Annotated in this window: 16 protein-coding genes; 11 read left to right on the top strand and 5 right to left on the bottom strand. The window is 34.3% G+C overall.

Annotation, left to right across the window (positions count from 1 at the left end):
- Position 1: 1 nt before the first annotated feature.
- Genes FHP04_RS00955 through FHP04_RS00940 form a run of 4 tightly spaced genes read left to right on the top strand, consistent with a single transcriptional unit; the run spans position 2 to position 4,528 of the window.
- Entirely contained in the window at positions 2-1,051 is a 1,050-nt protein-coding gene (locus tag FHP04_RS00955; protein ID WP_139853960.1) for a vWA domain-containing protein, read from the top strand.
- Positions 1,032-1,940 (top strand): tetratricopeptide repeat protein, encoded by a 909-nt coding sequence (locus tag FHP04_RS00950; protein ID WP_139853959.1) that lies wholly within the window; start codon positions 1,032-1,034, stop codon positions 1,938-1,940. The genes FHP04_RS00955 and FHP04_RS00950 overlap by 20 nt, the downstream gene beginning before the upstream one ends.
- Before the next feature lie 3 nt (positions 1,941-1,943).
- A complete protein-coding gene (locus tag FHP04_RS00945) occupies positions 1,944-3,716 on the top strand; it encodes a BatD family protein (RefSeq protein ID WP_139853958.1) in 1,773 nt (590 codons plus the stop codon).
- 23 nt (positions 3,717-3,739) lie between these two features.
- Positions 3,740-4,528: an SH3 domain-containing protein gene (locus FHP04_RS00940; protein ID WP_139853957.1), complete on the top strand. Its 789-nt coding sequence runs from the start codon at positions 3,740-3,742 to the stop codon at positions 4,526-4,528.
- Between the two features lie 16 nt (positions 4,529-4,544).
- Here FHP04_RS00940 and FHP04_RS00935 read toward each other — a convergent pair whose 3' ends face one another.
- Complete coding sequence (locus FHP04_RS00935; RefSeq protein ID WP_158319098.1) at positions 4,545-5,093, bottom strand: CvpA family protein; 549 nt, start codon at positions 5,091-5,093, stop codon at positions 4,545-4,547.
- Between the two features lie 103 nt (positions 5,094-5,196).
- Here FHP04_RS00935 and FHP04_RS00930 point away from each other — a divergent pair, with 103 nt between their 5' ends.
- From FHP04_RS00930 to cls, 6 genes are all read left to right on the top strand, one after another.
- A complete protein-coding gene (locus FHP04_RS00930; protein WP_139853955.1) occupies positions 5,197-5,553 on the top strand; it encodes a hypothetical protein in 357 nt (118 codons plus the stop codon).
- Positions 5,554-5,628: 75 nt separating this feature from the next.
- Positions 5,629-6,648, top strand: coding sequence for a phenylalanine--tRNA ligase subunit alpha (gene pheS, locus FHP04_RS00925; RefSeq protein WP_139853954.1), 1,020 nt, complete (start codon positions 5,629-5,631; stop codon positions 6,646-6,648).
- A 138-nt stretch (positions 6,649-6,786) separates the two neighbouring features.
- Positions 6,787-6,951: a hypothetical protein gene (locus tag FHP04_RS14610; RefSeq protein WP_165144810.1), complete on the top strand. Its 165-nt coding sequence runs from the start codon at positions 6,787-6,789 to the stop codon at positions 6,949-6,951.
- Between the two features lie 2 nt (positions 6,952-6,953).
- Positions 6,954-7,349 carry a hypothetical protein gene (locus FHP04_RS00920; RefSeq protein WP_139853953.1) on the top strand — a complete coding sequence of 132 codons (396 nt, stop codon included), beginning with the start codon at positions 6,954-6,956 and terminating at the stop codon, positions 7,347-7,349.
- A gap of 7 nt (positions 7,350-7,356) precedes the next feature.
- On the top strand, positions 7,357-8,304 hold the full coding sequence (locus tag FHP04_RS00915; protein WP_139853952.1) for an ABC transporter ATP-binding protein: 948 nt from the start codon (positions 7,357-7,359) through the stop codon (positions 8,302-8,304).
- Between the two features lie 90 nt (positions 8,305-8,394).
- Positions 8,395-9,852: a cardiolipin synthase gene (gene cls, locus FHP04_RS00910; RefSeq protein WP_139853951.1), complete on the top strand. Its 1,458-nt coding sequence runs from the start codon at positions 8,395-8,397 to the stop codon at positions 9,850-9,852.
- Between the two features lie 8 nt (positions 9,853-9,860).
- Here cls and FHP04_RS00905 read toward each other — a convergent pair whose 3' ends face one another.
- The gene (locus tag FHP04_RS00905) at positions 9,861-10,859 is read right to left on the bottom strand and encodes an NADP-dependent oxidoreductase (RefSeq protein WP_139853950.1); all 999 of its coding nucleotides are present in this window, start codon (positions 10,857-10,859) and stop codon (positions 9,861-9,863) included.
- Positions 10,860-11,019: 160 nt separating this feature from the next.
- Here FHP04_RS00905 and FHP04_RS00900 point away from each other — a divergent pair, with 160 nt between their 5' ends.
- On the top strand, positions 11,020-13,242 hold the full coding sequence (locus FHP04_RS00900) for an FUSC family protein (RefSeq protein WP_139853949.1): 2,223 nt from the start codon (positions 11,020-11,022) through the stop codon (positions 13,240-13,242).
- A 5-nt stretch (positions 13,243-13,247) separates the two neighbouring features.
- On the opposite strand, the gene FHP04_RS00895 is transcribed toward FHP04_RS00900, so the two are convergent.
- From FHP04_RS00895 to FHP04_RS00885, 3 genes are all read right to left on the bottom strand, one after another.
- On the bottom strand, positions 13,248-13,706 hold the full coding sequence (locus FHP04_RS00895) for a 3-oxoacyl-ACP synthase (protein ID WP_139853948.1): 459 nt from the start codon (positions 13,704-13,706) through the stop codon (positions 13,248-13,250).
- Complete coding sequence (mtgA, locus tag FHP04_RS00890; protein ID WP_139853947.1) at positions 13,703-14,404, bottom strand: monofunctional biosynthetic peptidoglycan transglycosylase; 702 nt, start codon at positions 14,402-14,404, stop codon at positions 13,703-13,705. The genes FHP04_RS00895 and mtgA overlap by 4 nt, the downstream gene beginning before the upstream one ends.
- 75 nt (positions 14,405-14,479) lie before the next feature.
- Positions 14,480-15,598 (bottom strand): NAD(P)/FAD-dependent oxidoreductase, encoded by a 1,119-nt coding sequence (locus FHP04_RS00885; RefSeq protein ID WP_139853946.1) that lies wholly within the window; start codon positions 15,596-15,598, stop codon positions 14,480-14,482.
- Positions 15,599-15,713: the final 115 nt, after the last annotated feature.

The raw sequence follows: 15,713 nt of genomic DNA, 5'->3' as shown, positions 1-15,713 counted from the left end.
AATGGATCAGTTAGTATTAGAAAAACCAATTTACTTCTACGTCCTCATCGCCATTCCGGTGATAGTGGTGGGTTTTCTATTGCTTTTAGTTTGGAAAAAATCGATACAAAAAAAGTTTATCGATAAAGAACTATTAAAGAAATTAAGTCCAAATCGTTCTATTTTTAAATCGACATTAAAAATATTCGTACTGTGTTTGGCGATTGCTTTATTGAGTGTGGCATTGGTAAATCCTAAAATTGGAACTAAATTAGAAACAATGAAACGCGAAGGTGTTGATATTGTTTTCGCTTTAGATGTTTCCAAAAGTATGCTTGTTGAAGATATTGCGCCCAATCGATTGGACAAATCTAAGCAACTCATTACTCAGATAATAAATGGTCTTGCTGGTGATAGAGTAGGGATTATTGGTTATGCAGGTAGCGCATTTCCGCAGGTTCCAATTACAACCGATTTTGGTTCAGCAAAACTATTCCTTAACGGAATGAATACCGATATGGTTTCCTCTCAAGGTACAGCCATTACGCAGGCAATTGAAATGGCACAAACGTTCTACGACGATGAGAGCCAAACCAACCGAGTGATGTTTTTAGTTTCAGATGGAGAAGATCACGAGGGTAATATTGCTAAAATCGCCGAAGAGGCTGCAGAAAAAGGAATAAGAATTTTCCCTATTGGTGTAGGTACTATTGAAGGTGGACCAATTCCAATTAAAAAGAATGGAGTGCTACAATATTATCTTCGCGATAGAAATAATGAACAAGTCATAAGTCGATTAGGTCAAGAAACTCTTAAAAAGATAGCTCAAACTACCAATGGTGAGTATATTGATGGAGCCAATACAAAAGCTGTAGTAGATAGCGTAAAATCTATTTTAGGTGGAATGGATAAAAAGGAATTTGAAGCTAAACAATTCACAGATTTTAAAGATCAGTTTCAATGGTTTTTAGCTGGGGCATTATTTTTGCTGGTTTTAGATGTATTCTTTTTAGAAAGACAAACGGCTTGGCTTAAAAAATTGAATTTGTTTAATGAAAAGGAAAAACAATAAGATGATGTTTGTAGAAAGAACGTTTTTTCAGAATAATAAGATATTTAGAATTGTAATGATTCTATGTATATTTATTATTTCATTGAATTCATTTGCACAGCAGTCAAAAGAGCAAACAAAGGAACTTAAGGCTGCTCAGAATTATTTAAGTGAAGCGCAACAAATGCTTCAGAAAGAAAAATTTCCAGATGCAGAAGCAAATTATAGGCAAGCAATTTCATTAAACCCAAAAGATGAAACTGCCAAATACAATTTAGGTGCTGCTTACTACGGAAAAGAAAAAAATGCAGAGGCAATGCTTCGTTTTAAACAAGCAGCAGTTACAGCTACAACCAAAGCTGATAAGCATAGAGCTTTTCATAATTTAGGGAATACGTATATGAATGAAAAAAAATATACTGAAGCCGTAGAAAGTTATAAGAATGCACTTCGAAACAACCCTAACGACGATGAAACTCGTTATAATTTGGCATTGGCAAAAGATTTATTAGATAAAAATCCGCCACCACCAGAAGATCAAAACGATAAAAACGACGACAAGAACGACGACAATAAAGATCAGGATAACCAAGATAAACAAGACCAAGACGACAAAAATAAAGACGGCGATAAAGGCGACGAGGGCGACCAAAAAGACGATAAGGATAAAGGTGATCAGAAAGATAAAAAGGATGAAGGCGACAAAGATAAAGATGAAGGAAAGTCTGATAAACCCAAAGATTCAGAAGGAGATAAGCCACAACAGCAACAACCTGTTCCTGGTCAACTTTCTCCTCAGCAGGTAAAAAGTTTGTTGGAAGCAATGAATAACGAAGAGAAAAAGACGCAAGAAAAGATTAATGCTGAAAAGCAAAAAGGCGCCAAAGTGAAATCAGATAAAGACTGGTAGATTATGAAGACGAAGAGTTTGTTATTTCTTATAGGATTTGTGTTGTGTAGTATTGCTGCATCTGCACAAGTTCAATTTGATGCCAAGGTTAGTAAAAAAAGACTCGGAATTAATGAACGTTTACGAGTAGATTTTGAGATGAATCAAGATGGCGATAATTTTAGACCGCCTAATTTTGAAAACTTTAGAGTTGTTGGTGGTCCAAACCAATCTATTAGTAACTCTTGGATTAATGGAAAAAGGAGTTTTTCAAAAACATATTCATATTTCTTATCTCCTCAAACACGTGGTAATGTAACCATTGGGCAAGCAACGATTGAAATTGACGGAGAAACTTATAAAACCCTTCCGATAGAAGTTGAGGTTACTGCGGCTGTGGAAACTCCAAAAGATGGAAACAATGCCGATTATGTTGCGAGTGAGAATGTTCATTTAGTAGCCGAAGTTTCTAATGCTACACCATATTTAAATGAGGCCATTACGGTTACATACAAACTTTATGTATCACATGATGTAAGTATCACTAGCCAATGGCGTGAAATCGATACCCCAAAATATGCCGATTTCTGGAGTCAGAATATCGATAACCAAAATAACTTTAAGGTTATGGAGGGGAAATATAACGGTCAAGATTATCGATATGTAATATTGCGAACTACTGTTTTATATCCTCAAAAAACTGGAAAATTAGACATAGAACCGCTTACGTTAGACGTGCCAGTAGATGTTCAAGGAAACAGACGCGATATTTTTGGGCGTAGAATAATGCAGCGAGTTAACAAAACAATTTCTGCAGGCAAAAGAACGATTGATGTTAAGCCGCTTCCTTTAGAAGGAAAACCAGATGGATTTAATGGGGCTGTTGGTGATTTTTCTTTTGAGGTGAACACAAATAAAACTACTCTCAACGCAAACGAATCACTTGAGTTAGATTTAAAAGTTTCTGGAAATGGGAATTTAAAATTATTTACAATTCCATCAGTAAAGCTGCCAAACACCTTAGAAGTTTATGAGCCTGAACACAGTGAAAATGTAAGAACTACAGTAGGAGGAATGCAAGGGTCTATTTCAAATGTCTATACTATCGTTCCTCAGTTTAAAGGAAGTTATCCTATAAATCCAATAAGTTTTTCATTTTTTGATCCTAAGACTGAAAAATATAAAACTATCACATCCAAAGGATTTACTATTGAAGTAGAAAACGGCCCAGTTTCGGCTACAGCGCCTGTTGCTAGCGGTGGGGACACAAACAAACAAGTTGTTCTTTCAAAAGATAATTTTAAATACATCAAATTAGATGCTAATTTAAAGTCAAAATCGGAGAAGCCTTTCTTTAAATCAGCATTGTTTTGGTCGTTGTTAGGGGGTCCATTTTTATTGATTCCACTATTTATTTTAGCGGGTAAAAAACGTAAAGAACGTTTAAGCGATATTGAAGGTAATAAGTTGCGTCGTGCAAATAAACTTGCTAAAAAATACCTTTCGGAAGCAAAACGAAACACCTCAAATCCAACTGCATTTTACGAAGCTTTGGAACGTGCTTTACACAATTATCTTAAAGCTCAGTTGAACATCGAGACTTCCGAAATGGAAAAAAGTCTAATATCTAATATGATGTTAGAACGAAAGGTAGAAACTCCAACAGTGGAAAACTTTATTGGACTACTGAAAAGTTGTGAATTTGCCCGTTACGCCTCTTCGTCTGAGGCTTCAGTACAACAAGATTACGCAAAGGCGGTAGAAGTGATTTCGAATATCGACAAACAAATTGTTTAATTAGGAAGGCTGAATTCAGAATTATGAAAACCAATATTTTAAATACAAATAGTTTATTTCAGAAGAAACTCTTCATTTTAACAATGATGTTCTTTCTTTCGTTTTCTGCATTTGCTCAAAACACAGCGCTGTTTGACCAAGGAAAAGAACTTTATAAAAATGGAAAGTATCAGCAGGCAATAAATGCTTGGATGCAAATTTTAGAGAGTGGACATCACTCTGCAGAGTTGTATTTCAATTTAGGAAATGCACAATATAAATTAAACCACATCGGGCCGAGTGTGTATTATTATGAAAAAGCTTTACAGCTTGCACCAAACGATGCGGACATAAAAAACAATCTCGCTTTTGCTGAAAATGCACGAATTGATGCTATTGAACCACTACCGGAAACATTTTTTTCAAAATGGTATTCGAGTATAGCAGGAATTTTCACGTTTAATGGGTGGGCGATTCTTGCAGTGGTGTCTTCCTTATCATTTGTAGCATTGTTTCTATTATACTACTTTGCTTTTGTCGAAAAGAAAAAACGCCTGCTTTTTGCAAGTTCAATGTTTGCAGGATTGTTTTTATTAGTCTCCTTAACAATGGCTTTTTTAACTTATGACGATTTCACAAAAAAGCAACCTGCAATTATTTTTGCAAGTGAAATTGAGGTAAAAACAGAACCAACAATGGGTAGCAATGTTGCTTTCGTTCTACACGAAGGCACAAAGGTTCAAATTTCTGCTAAGGATGGTAATTGGTATCGAATCACTTTAGCCGATGGAAAGGATGGTTGGATTCCTGCTTCAGACTTGAAACAATTATAAATTTTAGAGTTACTTCTTATTGAATGCTATCTTCTTTTTCTTCAAATGGGGAATTGATCTCTGGCATATCAACATCTAATTCATCCACTTCTTTCAAGATAGCAGGAAGAATAGCCGGAGCTATTGATGCAACAGGTTCGTATAGGACCGAGGCTTCTCTTTGTTCTGGAGAAAGTATGGTATAATTTTCAGAAGCGTTTACAAACATAAAGATTACACTTATTAAGAAGGCAAATTTTAAAGCATTGAAAACCCCGCCAAAAAGCTTGTTAAAAATTCCCATCATTGCAAAATTGGCGACCTTTGTCAACACTCTTCCAAGTATGCTAAATACTAGCATTATCACTATAAAAGTGATTAAAAATGAAGCTAGACTAGTTAAGTCATCACTCCAATCGAACCATCGCTCAACATATACCCTAGCGTAATCTGAAAAATACATAGCGCCATAAACACTTGCTACCAAACCAATTAACGATGCCAATGTTTTTAAAATTCCCTTTCTGAAACCCATAAAAAAGGCGATGATTAAAATAATTCCAACAACAATATCTATAGTATTCATATTTAAAAATTTTGATAAATATACAGTTTTCCAAATTCTGAATTCTGTATTCATATTTCAGAATAGTAAAATGTATCTTTGCAGCTTAAATTATATATAATAAATGGCACGCGACGAACAATTAAAGGAAAGATGGGAGGCTGTAGTGAGTATGTTGAGCAACCGCTTTGCAGATGGCGAAGTATTAGATCTTGATGCCATAATATACCTTGTTGGATTACAAGAGTTAGGTCAAATTCATAGAAGATTTAAAAAGGACGAAAAGTTAGACTTGATGCATATTGCAATTTGTCGACTTTTAGAGCCTTATGGATATTACGAATTTGATTATTTTGATGACCAAGGTTGGCCTCACTACCGCGTTTTAGAACAACTTCCACCACTAAAAGCTGGTGAGCAAAGCGTTTTGATGAAAGAAGCTATTGTGCAATACTTTCTGGAAAAAGAAGTAATTGCATAATTCGTTTTTAACAAAGATTATCACTAAAAGCACAAATTTAAAGATAAATTCTAGCAGTAATTAAATTATCTGAAAATGATAGATACAGTAAAAAAACACATTGCCGAAGTACAAGCATTTTCTTCAACTAACAAAGAAGAAATAGAGAGCTTTCGTATAAAGTATTTAGGAAAAAAAGGACTTTTAAATGAGTTCTTCGCTGAGTTTAAAAATGTTCCAAACGAACAAAAAAAGGAGTTTGGCCAAATAATAAACACACTTAAAAATACAGCTCAAGAAAAAATAGATTCACTTAAGCAAGCCCTTGAAAACAGTATAGAAGCTAAAGGTATTTATGGCGATCTTTCTCGACCAGGGGAGGCAATTCTATTAGGATCACGTCATCCTATTTCTATCGTTAAAAATAAGATTATTGATATTTTCTTGCGCATTGGTTTCAACGTATCTGAAGGACCAGAAATTGAAGACGATTGGCATAACTTTACTGCTTTAAATCTACCAGAATATCACCCTGCACGCGATATGCAGGATACTTTCTTTATTCAAACCAATCCAGATGTTTTGTTGCGCACGCACACTTCCTCTGTTCAGGTTAGGTATATGGAAGATAATAAACCGCCAATTCGCACTATTTCTCCGGGTCGTGTTTATAGAAATGAAGCAATTTCATCTCGCTCACATTGTTTCTTTCACCAGGTTGAAGGATTGTATGTGGATAAAAGCGTAAGTTTTGCAGATTTGAAACAAACTCTTCAATATTTCACAACAGAAATGTTCGGGAAGTCGAAAATTCGTCTTCGCCCATCATACTTCCCATTTACAGAGCCAAGTGCTGAGGTTGACGTATATTGGGGACTAAAAACTGAAGCCGATCACAGAATTACAAAAGGTACAGGTTGGCTAGAAATTGGTGGCTGTGGGATGGTAGATCCAAACGTACTTAAAAATTGTGGTGTAGATCCCGAAGAGTATTCCGGATTTGCTTTTGGAGTAGGTGTAGATCGTATTGCAATGCTATTACACCAAATTCCAGATATTAGAATGTTTAGCGAAAATGACGTTCGCTTTTTAGAGCAGTTTAAAAGTGTTCTTTAAAAATATTAAGACCACTGTGCTTTGAGACATATGATTTTTAATACATAATTCCTACAAGGCGTCTTTTAGTATATTAACGATAAAGAAGTTACCTTGTAAGTCTTATAAGAGTACCTTAAAATTTTAAAACCTTGTGTTATGAAGAAATATCTTGTCATTGCCTTATTGGTCATTATTGCAATCGCTATTGCGTATCTAACTTTTGTAATTGCCTATATTAAAATAGTTGTTGGAGCCATTTTATTAGGTATATCTGCCATATCACTTTTGGCCGTGTGGATAATGTGGAAAATTGAAGATTAATTATGCGAAAAGATATTGAAATACCTCAAGCAAAAAACATTAATATCGTTGCTGTAAAAGAATGGGACGAAGAATTAGCTGCAGACTTGTGGACGATTTATTTTGTAAATAACAAAGAAGAAGAAATCGATACTGTTTTAGTTATGTCACGTGGTAACACCGAAGACAAAACAACAACAACTTTACGTCGAAATTTGGGGAATGTTGCACCAAAATCATTCGCTAAAGTAGAATTCATTTCTGATGAGGTTTTAGGGTTTACTAATGAATATCTAGTTACATTTTTTGCTGAGAATAAACTCTTTGAGCAAAACTTTGTTTTTGCCCCAAATAGTATGTCTGATGAAAAATTAGAAGCTATTCCTGTTTTCGAAAGTAAAGGGATTTTAGCTAATTAATTTCGGGATGCTTAGCGTTAAAATTGATTCATTTTCCTACACAGATAAAACCATTTTAAAGGATATCTATTTTACTTTAAAACCTGGAGAACATCTAAGTTTTATTGGGGAAAGTGGATGTGGTAAATCTACACTTTTACATCTTGTCTATGGTTTACTTCATTTAGATAAAGGAAGCATTTATTACAACGACAAAAAACTTCTAGGACCTACCAAAACTCTTATTCCTGGTGAGCCATTTATGAAATTAGTAGCACAAGAATTCAATATTATGCCGTTTACAACTGTTTCGGAAAACTTGGGTTCACACCTTTCTGGCCTAAATGAAGAAAAGGATGCTGAAAGAATCGACGAGCTTCTTAAAGTGGTGGAAATGGAGGTGTTTAAAGACACTTTAGTGAAAAACCTGAGTGGAGGGCAAAAGCAGCGAGTAGCCTTGGCAAAAGCATTGGCAAACAAGCCAGAGATACTTCTACTCGATGAGCCCTTTAGCAATATTGATACTTTCAGAAAAAATAAATTGCAGCGAAAGATTTTTGGCTATCTAAAACAAAATAACATCAGCTGTATTACAGCCACCCATGATAGCGAAGAAGCACTGGCATTTTCCACTGAAATTTTAATGCTTAACAATGGGCAAGTTGAAATGAAAGGCACTCCAGAGTTCATTTACAAAAACGTTGCAACAGAGTATCAAGCAGGTTTTTTTGGAGAAGCAAATTTACTTCCGAAAAATTTATTCAACGAAAGTGCATCCTTCGAAAAATTTGTGGTTTTTCCGCATCAACTGCGATTATCTTCACAGAATACAAGTTTTAAAATAAGTGTTCAAAAAAGCTATTTTAAAGGCGATCATTATCTTATAGAAGGTGTTTGGGAAAACCAAATTGTTTATTTTAAACACAATCATTCTATTTCAGTAGATACAGTTGTAAACCTTTCCTATTACCGTTAAGGAAATATTCTTCACAAGAGAACCCATTTTAGAACATAAATTAGGATAAAAGCTTTATTTTTAAGAAATGCTCCCTCAATTCTATAACAAATGAACTGGATTTTAATTGCCGAAATAGTTTATATAATTATAGTTCTCTTGGTATGTGTTCGGGTGGTTTACGACACACAAAACACAACAAAAACTCTCGCTTACCTGCTCGCTGTTATTTTATTACCTATAGTTGGTATTATCATTTACTTCACCGTTGGTATTAATTATCGAAAACGGAAAATGTATAGCAAGAAAATTTTCAATAACCCTGAATTGGAAATGACAATGCGAGAAAGGATTCTAAAAACTTCACAAATCATTTTTAAAACGAGAAAAGAATCTGTAAAAAACTTTGAAAAGCTCGCTACTCTTATTCTCAATAAAGGTTCAAGTCCAATTTTTCAAGGTAATGATGTAACCTTATTGCTTAATGGGGAACATAAATTTCCGCGTGTTTTTGAGGCTCTTAAAAACGCTAAAAACCATATTCATATTGAGTATTACATTTTTGAAGATGATGATATAAGTTGTCGCATTATCGATCTTTTAATTGAAAAAGCAAAAGAAGGTGTGGCTGTAAGATTTATTTACGATGACTTTGGAAGTAGGCCAATTCGGAAAAAACAAGTTCCAAGAATGCAGGCAGCTGGAATCCGTGTTTTTCCATTTTATAAAATAAAGCTTATCGGTTTTGCGAACAGAATAAATTACCGAAACCATCGAAAAATTATTGTTGTAGATGGAGTAGTAGGCTTTGTTGGAGGAATAAATGTTAGTGATAAATACGTTAATAATTCCAAAGACAAAAACAAGTTGTATTGGCGGGATACACATTTACAAATTGAAGGCCCTATTGTAAAAAGCTTACAATATATTTTTATGGGTGATTGGAATTATTGCTCTGGCGAAGCATTAAAACCAACTAAAGTCTTTTTTCCTGATGATAGTACAATTCCTTCAAAAACAGATAAGGTTGTTCAAATAGCTTACAGTGGGCCAGATTCAGATTCCCCATTAATTCAACAAAGCTTGTTGCAAGCAATCAGCTTAGCCAAAGAGGAGATACTAATTACCACACCTTATTTTATACCAGGCGATACTATTTTAGAAAGTTTAGTAATAGCAGCAGCAAGTGGTACAAAAGTAAATTTGTTAGTGCCAGGTATTTCAGATTCTAAATTTGTTAACTATGCAGCCCGATCGTATTACGGACGTTTGATAAATGCAGGTGCAAATATTTATCGATACCAAAAAGGATTCGTACATGCTAAAACCATGGTTGTTGATAAACAACTTTCAATAGTTGGAACGGCAAATATGGACATCCGTAGTTTTGACCTTAATTTTGAAGTCAATGCAATTGTTTACGATAAAGAAATTGCAGAAGAACTTCACACTGCTTTCTATAATGATTTAAAAGATGCTATCGTAATTGATGCTAAAAAATGGAAAGAACGATCAAACCTTACCCAAATTCTTGAAAAATTAGCGGGATTATTTTCACCATTGATGTAGGAATGAGATTAAACTGCCACAATCATTTTTCCTTTGTTTTTACCATCAAATAGGTCAATAAATGCCTTTGGAATATTGTCGAAACCTTCAACTATGGTTTCTAAATATTTTATTTTATCCTCTTCCATCCATTTAGCCAATTGTTTTTGAGCTGGCCCAAAATCTTTTACAAAATCTCTCACAGTAAACCCCTGCATTAAAAGACTATTCTTGATAAGTTTGGTTTCAACTCTTGGCCCTTTTGGAGTTTTAGTTTCATTGTATAGTGAAATTGCACCACAGCATACCACGCGACCGTATTTATTCATATTTGCTAAAGCAGCATCCAAAATTTCCCCACCAACATTATCGAAATAAACATCTACTCCATTCGGGCAAGCATCGGCAATAGCTTTATACATATTGTCTGTGGTTTTATAATTGATAGCCTTATCAAAGCCAAATTCTTCTTGTATTCGGTTTGTTTTTTCTTCACTACCCGCAATTCCAACAACCTTACAGCCTTTTATTTTTCCAATTTGGCCAACAACACTACCTACGGCTCCAGCAGCTCCAGATACTAAAAGAGTTTCTCCTTTTTTAAGGTTTCCTATTTTTTCGAGCCCTAAATAAGCAGTTATTCCTGTAAGACCTAAAACACCTAAATACGCTTTTAAAGGCGCTTTATTTCGATCTACTTTATTTAAACCATTCCCGTTTGAAGTTTGAAATTGCTTCCATTTAAGCATTCCATTTACATACTCACCTTTTTTAAAATTTTTATTTTTAGACTCAACAACTTCAGCAATAATACCAGACTCTAATGGTTCATTGACTTTAAAAGGTTCAATATACGATTTCTCATCTCGCATTCTTCCACGTAAATAAGGATCTACGGATACGTATTTAATTTTTAATAATACTTCACCATCTTGAGCTTCAGGCATTGTTTCTTCTGTAAACCCAAAGTCATCTTGTGTAGGTTTACCAACTGGTCGTGACTTTAGAATTATAACTTTATTTTTCATTTTTCATAATTTTATAGATAATAGCTTAAAGTTAAGGTATTAACACGCATTTTCACTGTGAATAAGTTTTTTTAATAAAAGAATAACAAAGTTTCTTTTCAGAAAAGAACAAACTTACGCGGCGTAGTCAATATCTTTGCAACCTGTGAATTTTAACTAATTGAAAACATCTCAAAACATAGTAAGGGAAACTCTTAAAGAACTTTCGGAATACTTTAAAAGTACCGATTTTTCTAAGGCTATACTATTGGGAATTGCTTTAACGGTTCCAATTATAGTAGGGTTAAAGCTCGACATGCTAGAAATTGGGATAACTATTACAGTAGGGGCGATGCTTGCTTCCCCAAGTGATGTAAGCGGTGGTATTCGACATAAGATAACAGGGATTCTTCTTGCTACTCTGTTATCGATGATAATTAGTTTTATAGGCGGCTACCTTCATCTTTCATTGTGGTTGTTATTTCCTGCTTTAGGAATTCTAATGTTTAGTATTTCCTACTTAGCTATTTATGGTTTTAGAGCATCGTTAATCAGTTTTTCTGGCTTGTTTGCTTTAGTACTTAGTTTTTCAAATATTTCTAACGATTTGCAACCTTATGAAAGAATGTTGCTTATCGGGGTTGGTGGCCTTTGGTATGCTTCGCTTTCATTATTGCGACATTATATCTTTCCGAAAGCACCTACGGAATATTATCTTTCAAAAACAATTAAGCTAACGGCAGATTATTTACGTACCCGTGGCCACTTGGTTAAGGAAAAGAATGACAGAACTGAGCTTTTAAAAAAACTCCTTCACCTTCAAACAGAACTTACCACAACGCACGAAACACTGCGAGAAATACTAATTTCTTCTAGAAAAGGTTCAGGGAAGTCTGATTATGAGGGGAAGCGAATGTTAATTTTTGCTCAGTTAATCGATATGCTCGAATTGGCGATGACCAATCCTGTGAATTACTCGAAAACAGACGAGTTGTTTAAAAAAAACCCAAAGCAATTAGATGACTTTCAAGCTTTGTTGTTTGCAATGAGTGATAGGTTAATGACTATCTCAGATTACCTTTCAAGACCTAAAAGACTCCCAAAAAGCACAGCGATTGAATCCTATTTAGAATGTGTAAAAAAAGATGTATTTTCTTCAGAAGTGGTTTATGATGAAGATTCTTTAATGCTTAGAAACTTATATAAGTATCAAAAAGAACAGGTTAAAAAAATAGAAAAAATAGAGTGGCTGCTCAGTAATCCCGACCGTCGACAAATTCCATTTATCAAGCATGTATATGCCAAGCGATTTTTAACGAAAGAGAATTATGATTTTGAAGTTTTAGTAGAAAATTTCAATTTAAAATCTCCAATATTTAAACACTCTTTACGCATTGCAACGATAACGATGATAGGTTATGGCGTAGGGATTATATTTAAAATTCAAAACCCATATTGGATTTTACTTACATTAATAGTAATAATGCGTCCAACTTTTGGGCTTACCAAAACTCGTTCAATTGAACGTACAGTTGGTACTCTTATAGGTGGAGTTTTAGCTGTTGCCATTGTTTTAATTACACAAAACACCACTGTTTATGGTGTTTTAGCAATTACATCATTGATAATTGCTTTTTCGATGATTCAGCGCAATTACCGAGCGTCTGCCACTTTTATTACCTTAAGTGTTGTTTTTATTTATGCGTTACTACAACCAGATACGTTTAGCGTTATTCAGTTTAGAGTTATAGACACTGCAATAGGTGCAGGGTTGGCTACATTGGGGAATTTACTCCTTTGGCCTGCTTGGGAAATAGAGAGTATGCAAAAAACTTTGGTGAAATCTTTACATGCGAATCGAGTTTATTTAGAAGAAATAATTAATTATTACAATAGAAAAGGAGAGGTTTCTGATAAGTATAAAGTAGCTCGAAAAAAGGCGTTTTTAGAAATGTCCGATTTGAGTTCAGCTTTTCAACGAATGACACAAGAGCCAAAATCTAAACAAAAGAACCTGGATAAGGTCTATGAAATAGCAATGCTTAACCATACATTTTTATCGTCTTTAGCATCGTTGAGCACTTATATTTTAAATAATCCAACTACTCCTGCAACAGATAATTTTAATAAGGTTTCTAATCGAATTGTTGAAAATTTAAAATTTGCAGAGGCTATACTTACTTCAGAAAAACATTCTGAAATAAATCGGGAGCTTGTGGAACCTGAAGATATTTTTGAAGTTACTTATGGTAAAAGCATAAATCTTTCTGAGGTTAGTGGTTCAGAAAAAGACAAAAAACTGGTTTCAGTACTCGAGGAAGAACATTTAATTCGGGAACAGCTTAAATGGTTGTTAGAAATGAGTAAAAAGATTCCTAAAGTGTTAATGGAAACTCAATTCTAGAAGAATTATAGCACTTGTTTAATTTTATAATTAGTCCCATTTAGAGTAAAAGTTTCTCCTTTTCGTTTTCCCGATAAAAGTTGTCCTACCGGTGAATTTAATGCAACACATAAATATTCTGTAGTGTCTATGGTAACAGCGCCAATAGAGATACTAATGAAGTAATTGAACTTATCTGTGTTAATTAAACTACCCAAACGAGCATAATCTGAAGTTGCTTTTATATTAATCTTTTTTAGAAGCTGATTAATCTTTTCAATTTCATGTAGTTGTCTTCCAGCATTTTCACGATCAATCTGAAGCATTGCTCTAGCGGTTTCGTGTTTATCTCCGGCGCTACTTTTAGACTCATCAAACAATGATTCTTCAATATCGGCAATAGTTTGCTTTATTTTTAAAAACCTGGCTCCAACTTGATTTTGACAGTGGTGAAGCAACTCAGATTTAATTTCAAATGTTGTCATTTTTTCTTCTTTTCTTTAACTTGTTTTTCTAAAGTAAACGGACCAAAATAGCGCATTTGTTTCATAATCCATTGTGTTCTTCTGCCTACGTACGATCCCGGAGGATTTGCGCTATAACGTTGCGGACTAGGTAAAATTGCGGCAATCCTTGCAGCCTGTTCTGTCGAGAGTTTTTTTGCTGACTTTTTAAACCAATAGTGCGAAGCAGCCTCGGCTCCATATACTCCAGGTCCCATTTCAATACTATTTAAGTAAACTTCTAATATTCGTTCTTTATCCCAAATAGCCTCGATAAGGATAGTAAAATATGCTTCTAATCCTTTTCTAAACCAAGTTCGTCCTGGCCATAAAAATGCATTTTTAGCCGTTTGTTGAGAGATTGTACTTCCTCCGCGAAGTTTCTTTCCTTTTTCATTACTTTCCAATGCCTTTTTAATCGCTTCTTGGTCAAAGCCATTATGACTTAAAAATGTTTGGTCCTCAGCACAAATTACCGCCAATTGTAAATAAGGAGATATATCTTCTATAGGAACCCAATCGTGGCGCGTTTTGAAGTTTTCATCTCCTTCAATAGAGCGAATAGCCATTAAAGGTGTATAGGGCACAGGAACATATTTATAAAGTACTACCCAGAGAATCGAAAGTCCGAGAAAGCATAAGAGGATTTTAAATAAGAATTTGAGTAGTTTTTTAATCATAAATTTCCTGTGTGTTTCTGATTGTTTTTTCAGTTTACATTATTTTTCGCGAAGGTAGTTAGTACTAAGCAACATTTAATCTACGATATCCGAAAGTTGTTTCCCGATTGAGCTTCCTATAGCAACTCCCATTCCGCCAAGCCTAACACCACAAAAAACATTATTTGATAGTGCTTTTACAATAGGTTTTTTCTGCTTTCCTATTCCCATAATACCACTCCATCGCTTATCAATATCAAATTTATTATTTGGAAGAATTACTGTTTTAAGTAAATCCTCTAACTGCTTCTGAACAAGTTCCGTCAACTCCATTTCGGTGGTTTCTTCAGTTTTAAAATCAAGATTACGCCCCCCACCAAATAGGACTCTATTTCCAATATTTCTGAAGTAATAGTATCCTTTATCTAGGTGAAAAGTTCCTTTAATTTGAAGGTTTTCTATGGGTTTAGTAACAAGTACCTGAGCTCTTGCAGGCATGACATCCTCATCCAAAAATTGTTTAGCAAAACCATTGGTTGCAATAATTGCTTTCTTGGTCGATATTTCAAGGGATGAATTTATTTGAAGGGACACGCTATTTCCGTTATCTGAAATTGCTGTGATTTCGCAGGCATTGAGGATTAGAATATTTTCTTCTGAAGATTTTTTCAGAAGACCATGCATCATTTTGCCTGTATCAATCTGGCCTTCAAATTTGCTAAATAGAAGTTTTTCCTGAATATTTTTAAATCCGAATTTATTTTCTTTTTCAGAAAAGACATCGGAATTAAATATTGAAAAAAGTAACTTGTTGATGTAATTAATCTTGAATTTACAAGCTTCGTAAAGCTCCAAGTCTTCATTTGTAAATAGCTCGTAGCTGCCATATTCTTTGTAATCAAGTTGTTTATCACCTAATGTATTCCGAAGTAATTGTAGTCCTTCAACTCTGTGTTTTACTAATTGAATAACTTCCTCTTCGGAGTGGTTGTTTAAATCGTCTAATATTTCTGATATACTTCCGTAACAAGCAAATCCTGCGTTTTTTGTACTTGCGCCGCTAGGAAGAACACCTCTCTCAAATACTACTATCTTACTTTTAGGATATTTTTTCCGAAGCGATAAAGCGCAATTTAATCCTACAATTCCACTTCCGATGATTGCAAAATCTATGTCGGAAAGCCAAGTTTTGTATTCCCAGAAAGAGAGATTCATAGTACTAAGTTTATTAAATTAAAAAAGCATCAAATACCAAAGATAAGTTTTTGGAATTTGATGCTTCTTAAAAAGTTTGAGTACTAAGTAAAACGCTATTTACTTATTACTTAAA

Source organism: Aequorivita sinensis, from assembly GCF_006346335.1.
Classification (GTDB): domain Bacteria; phylum Bacteroidota; class Bacteroidia; order Flavobacteriales; family Flavobacteriaceae; genus Aequorivita; species Aequorivita sinensis.
Note: the sequence above shows the minus strand (reverse complement) of the source record. Positions and strands in the feature narration are given on the sequence as shown.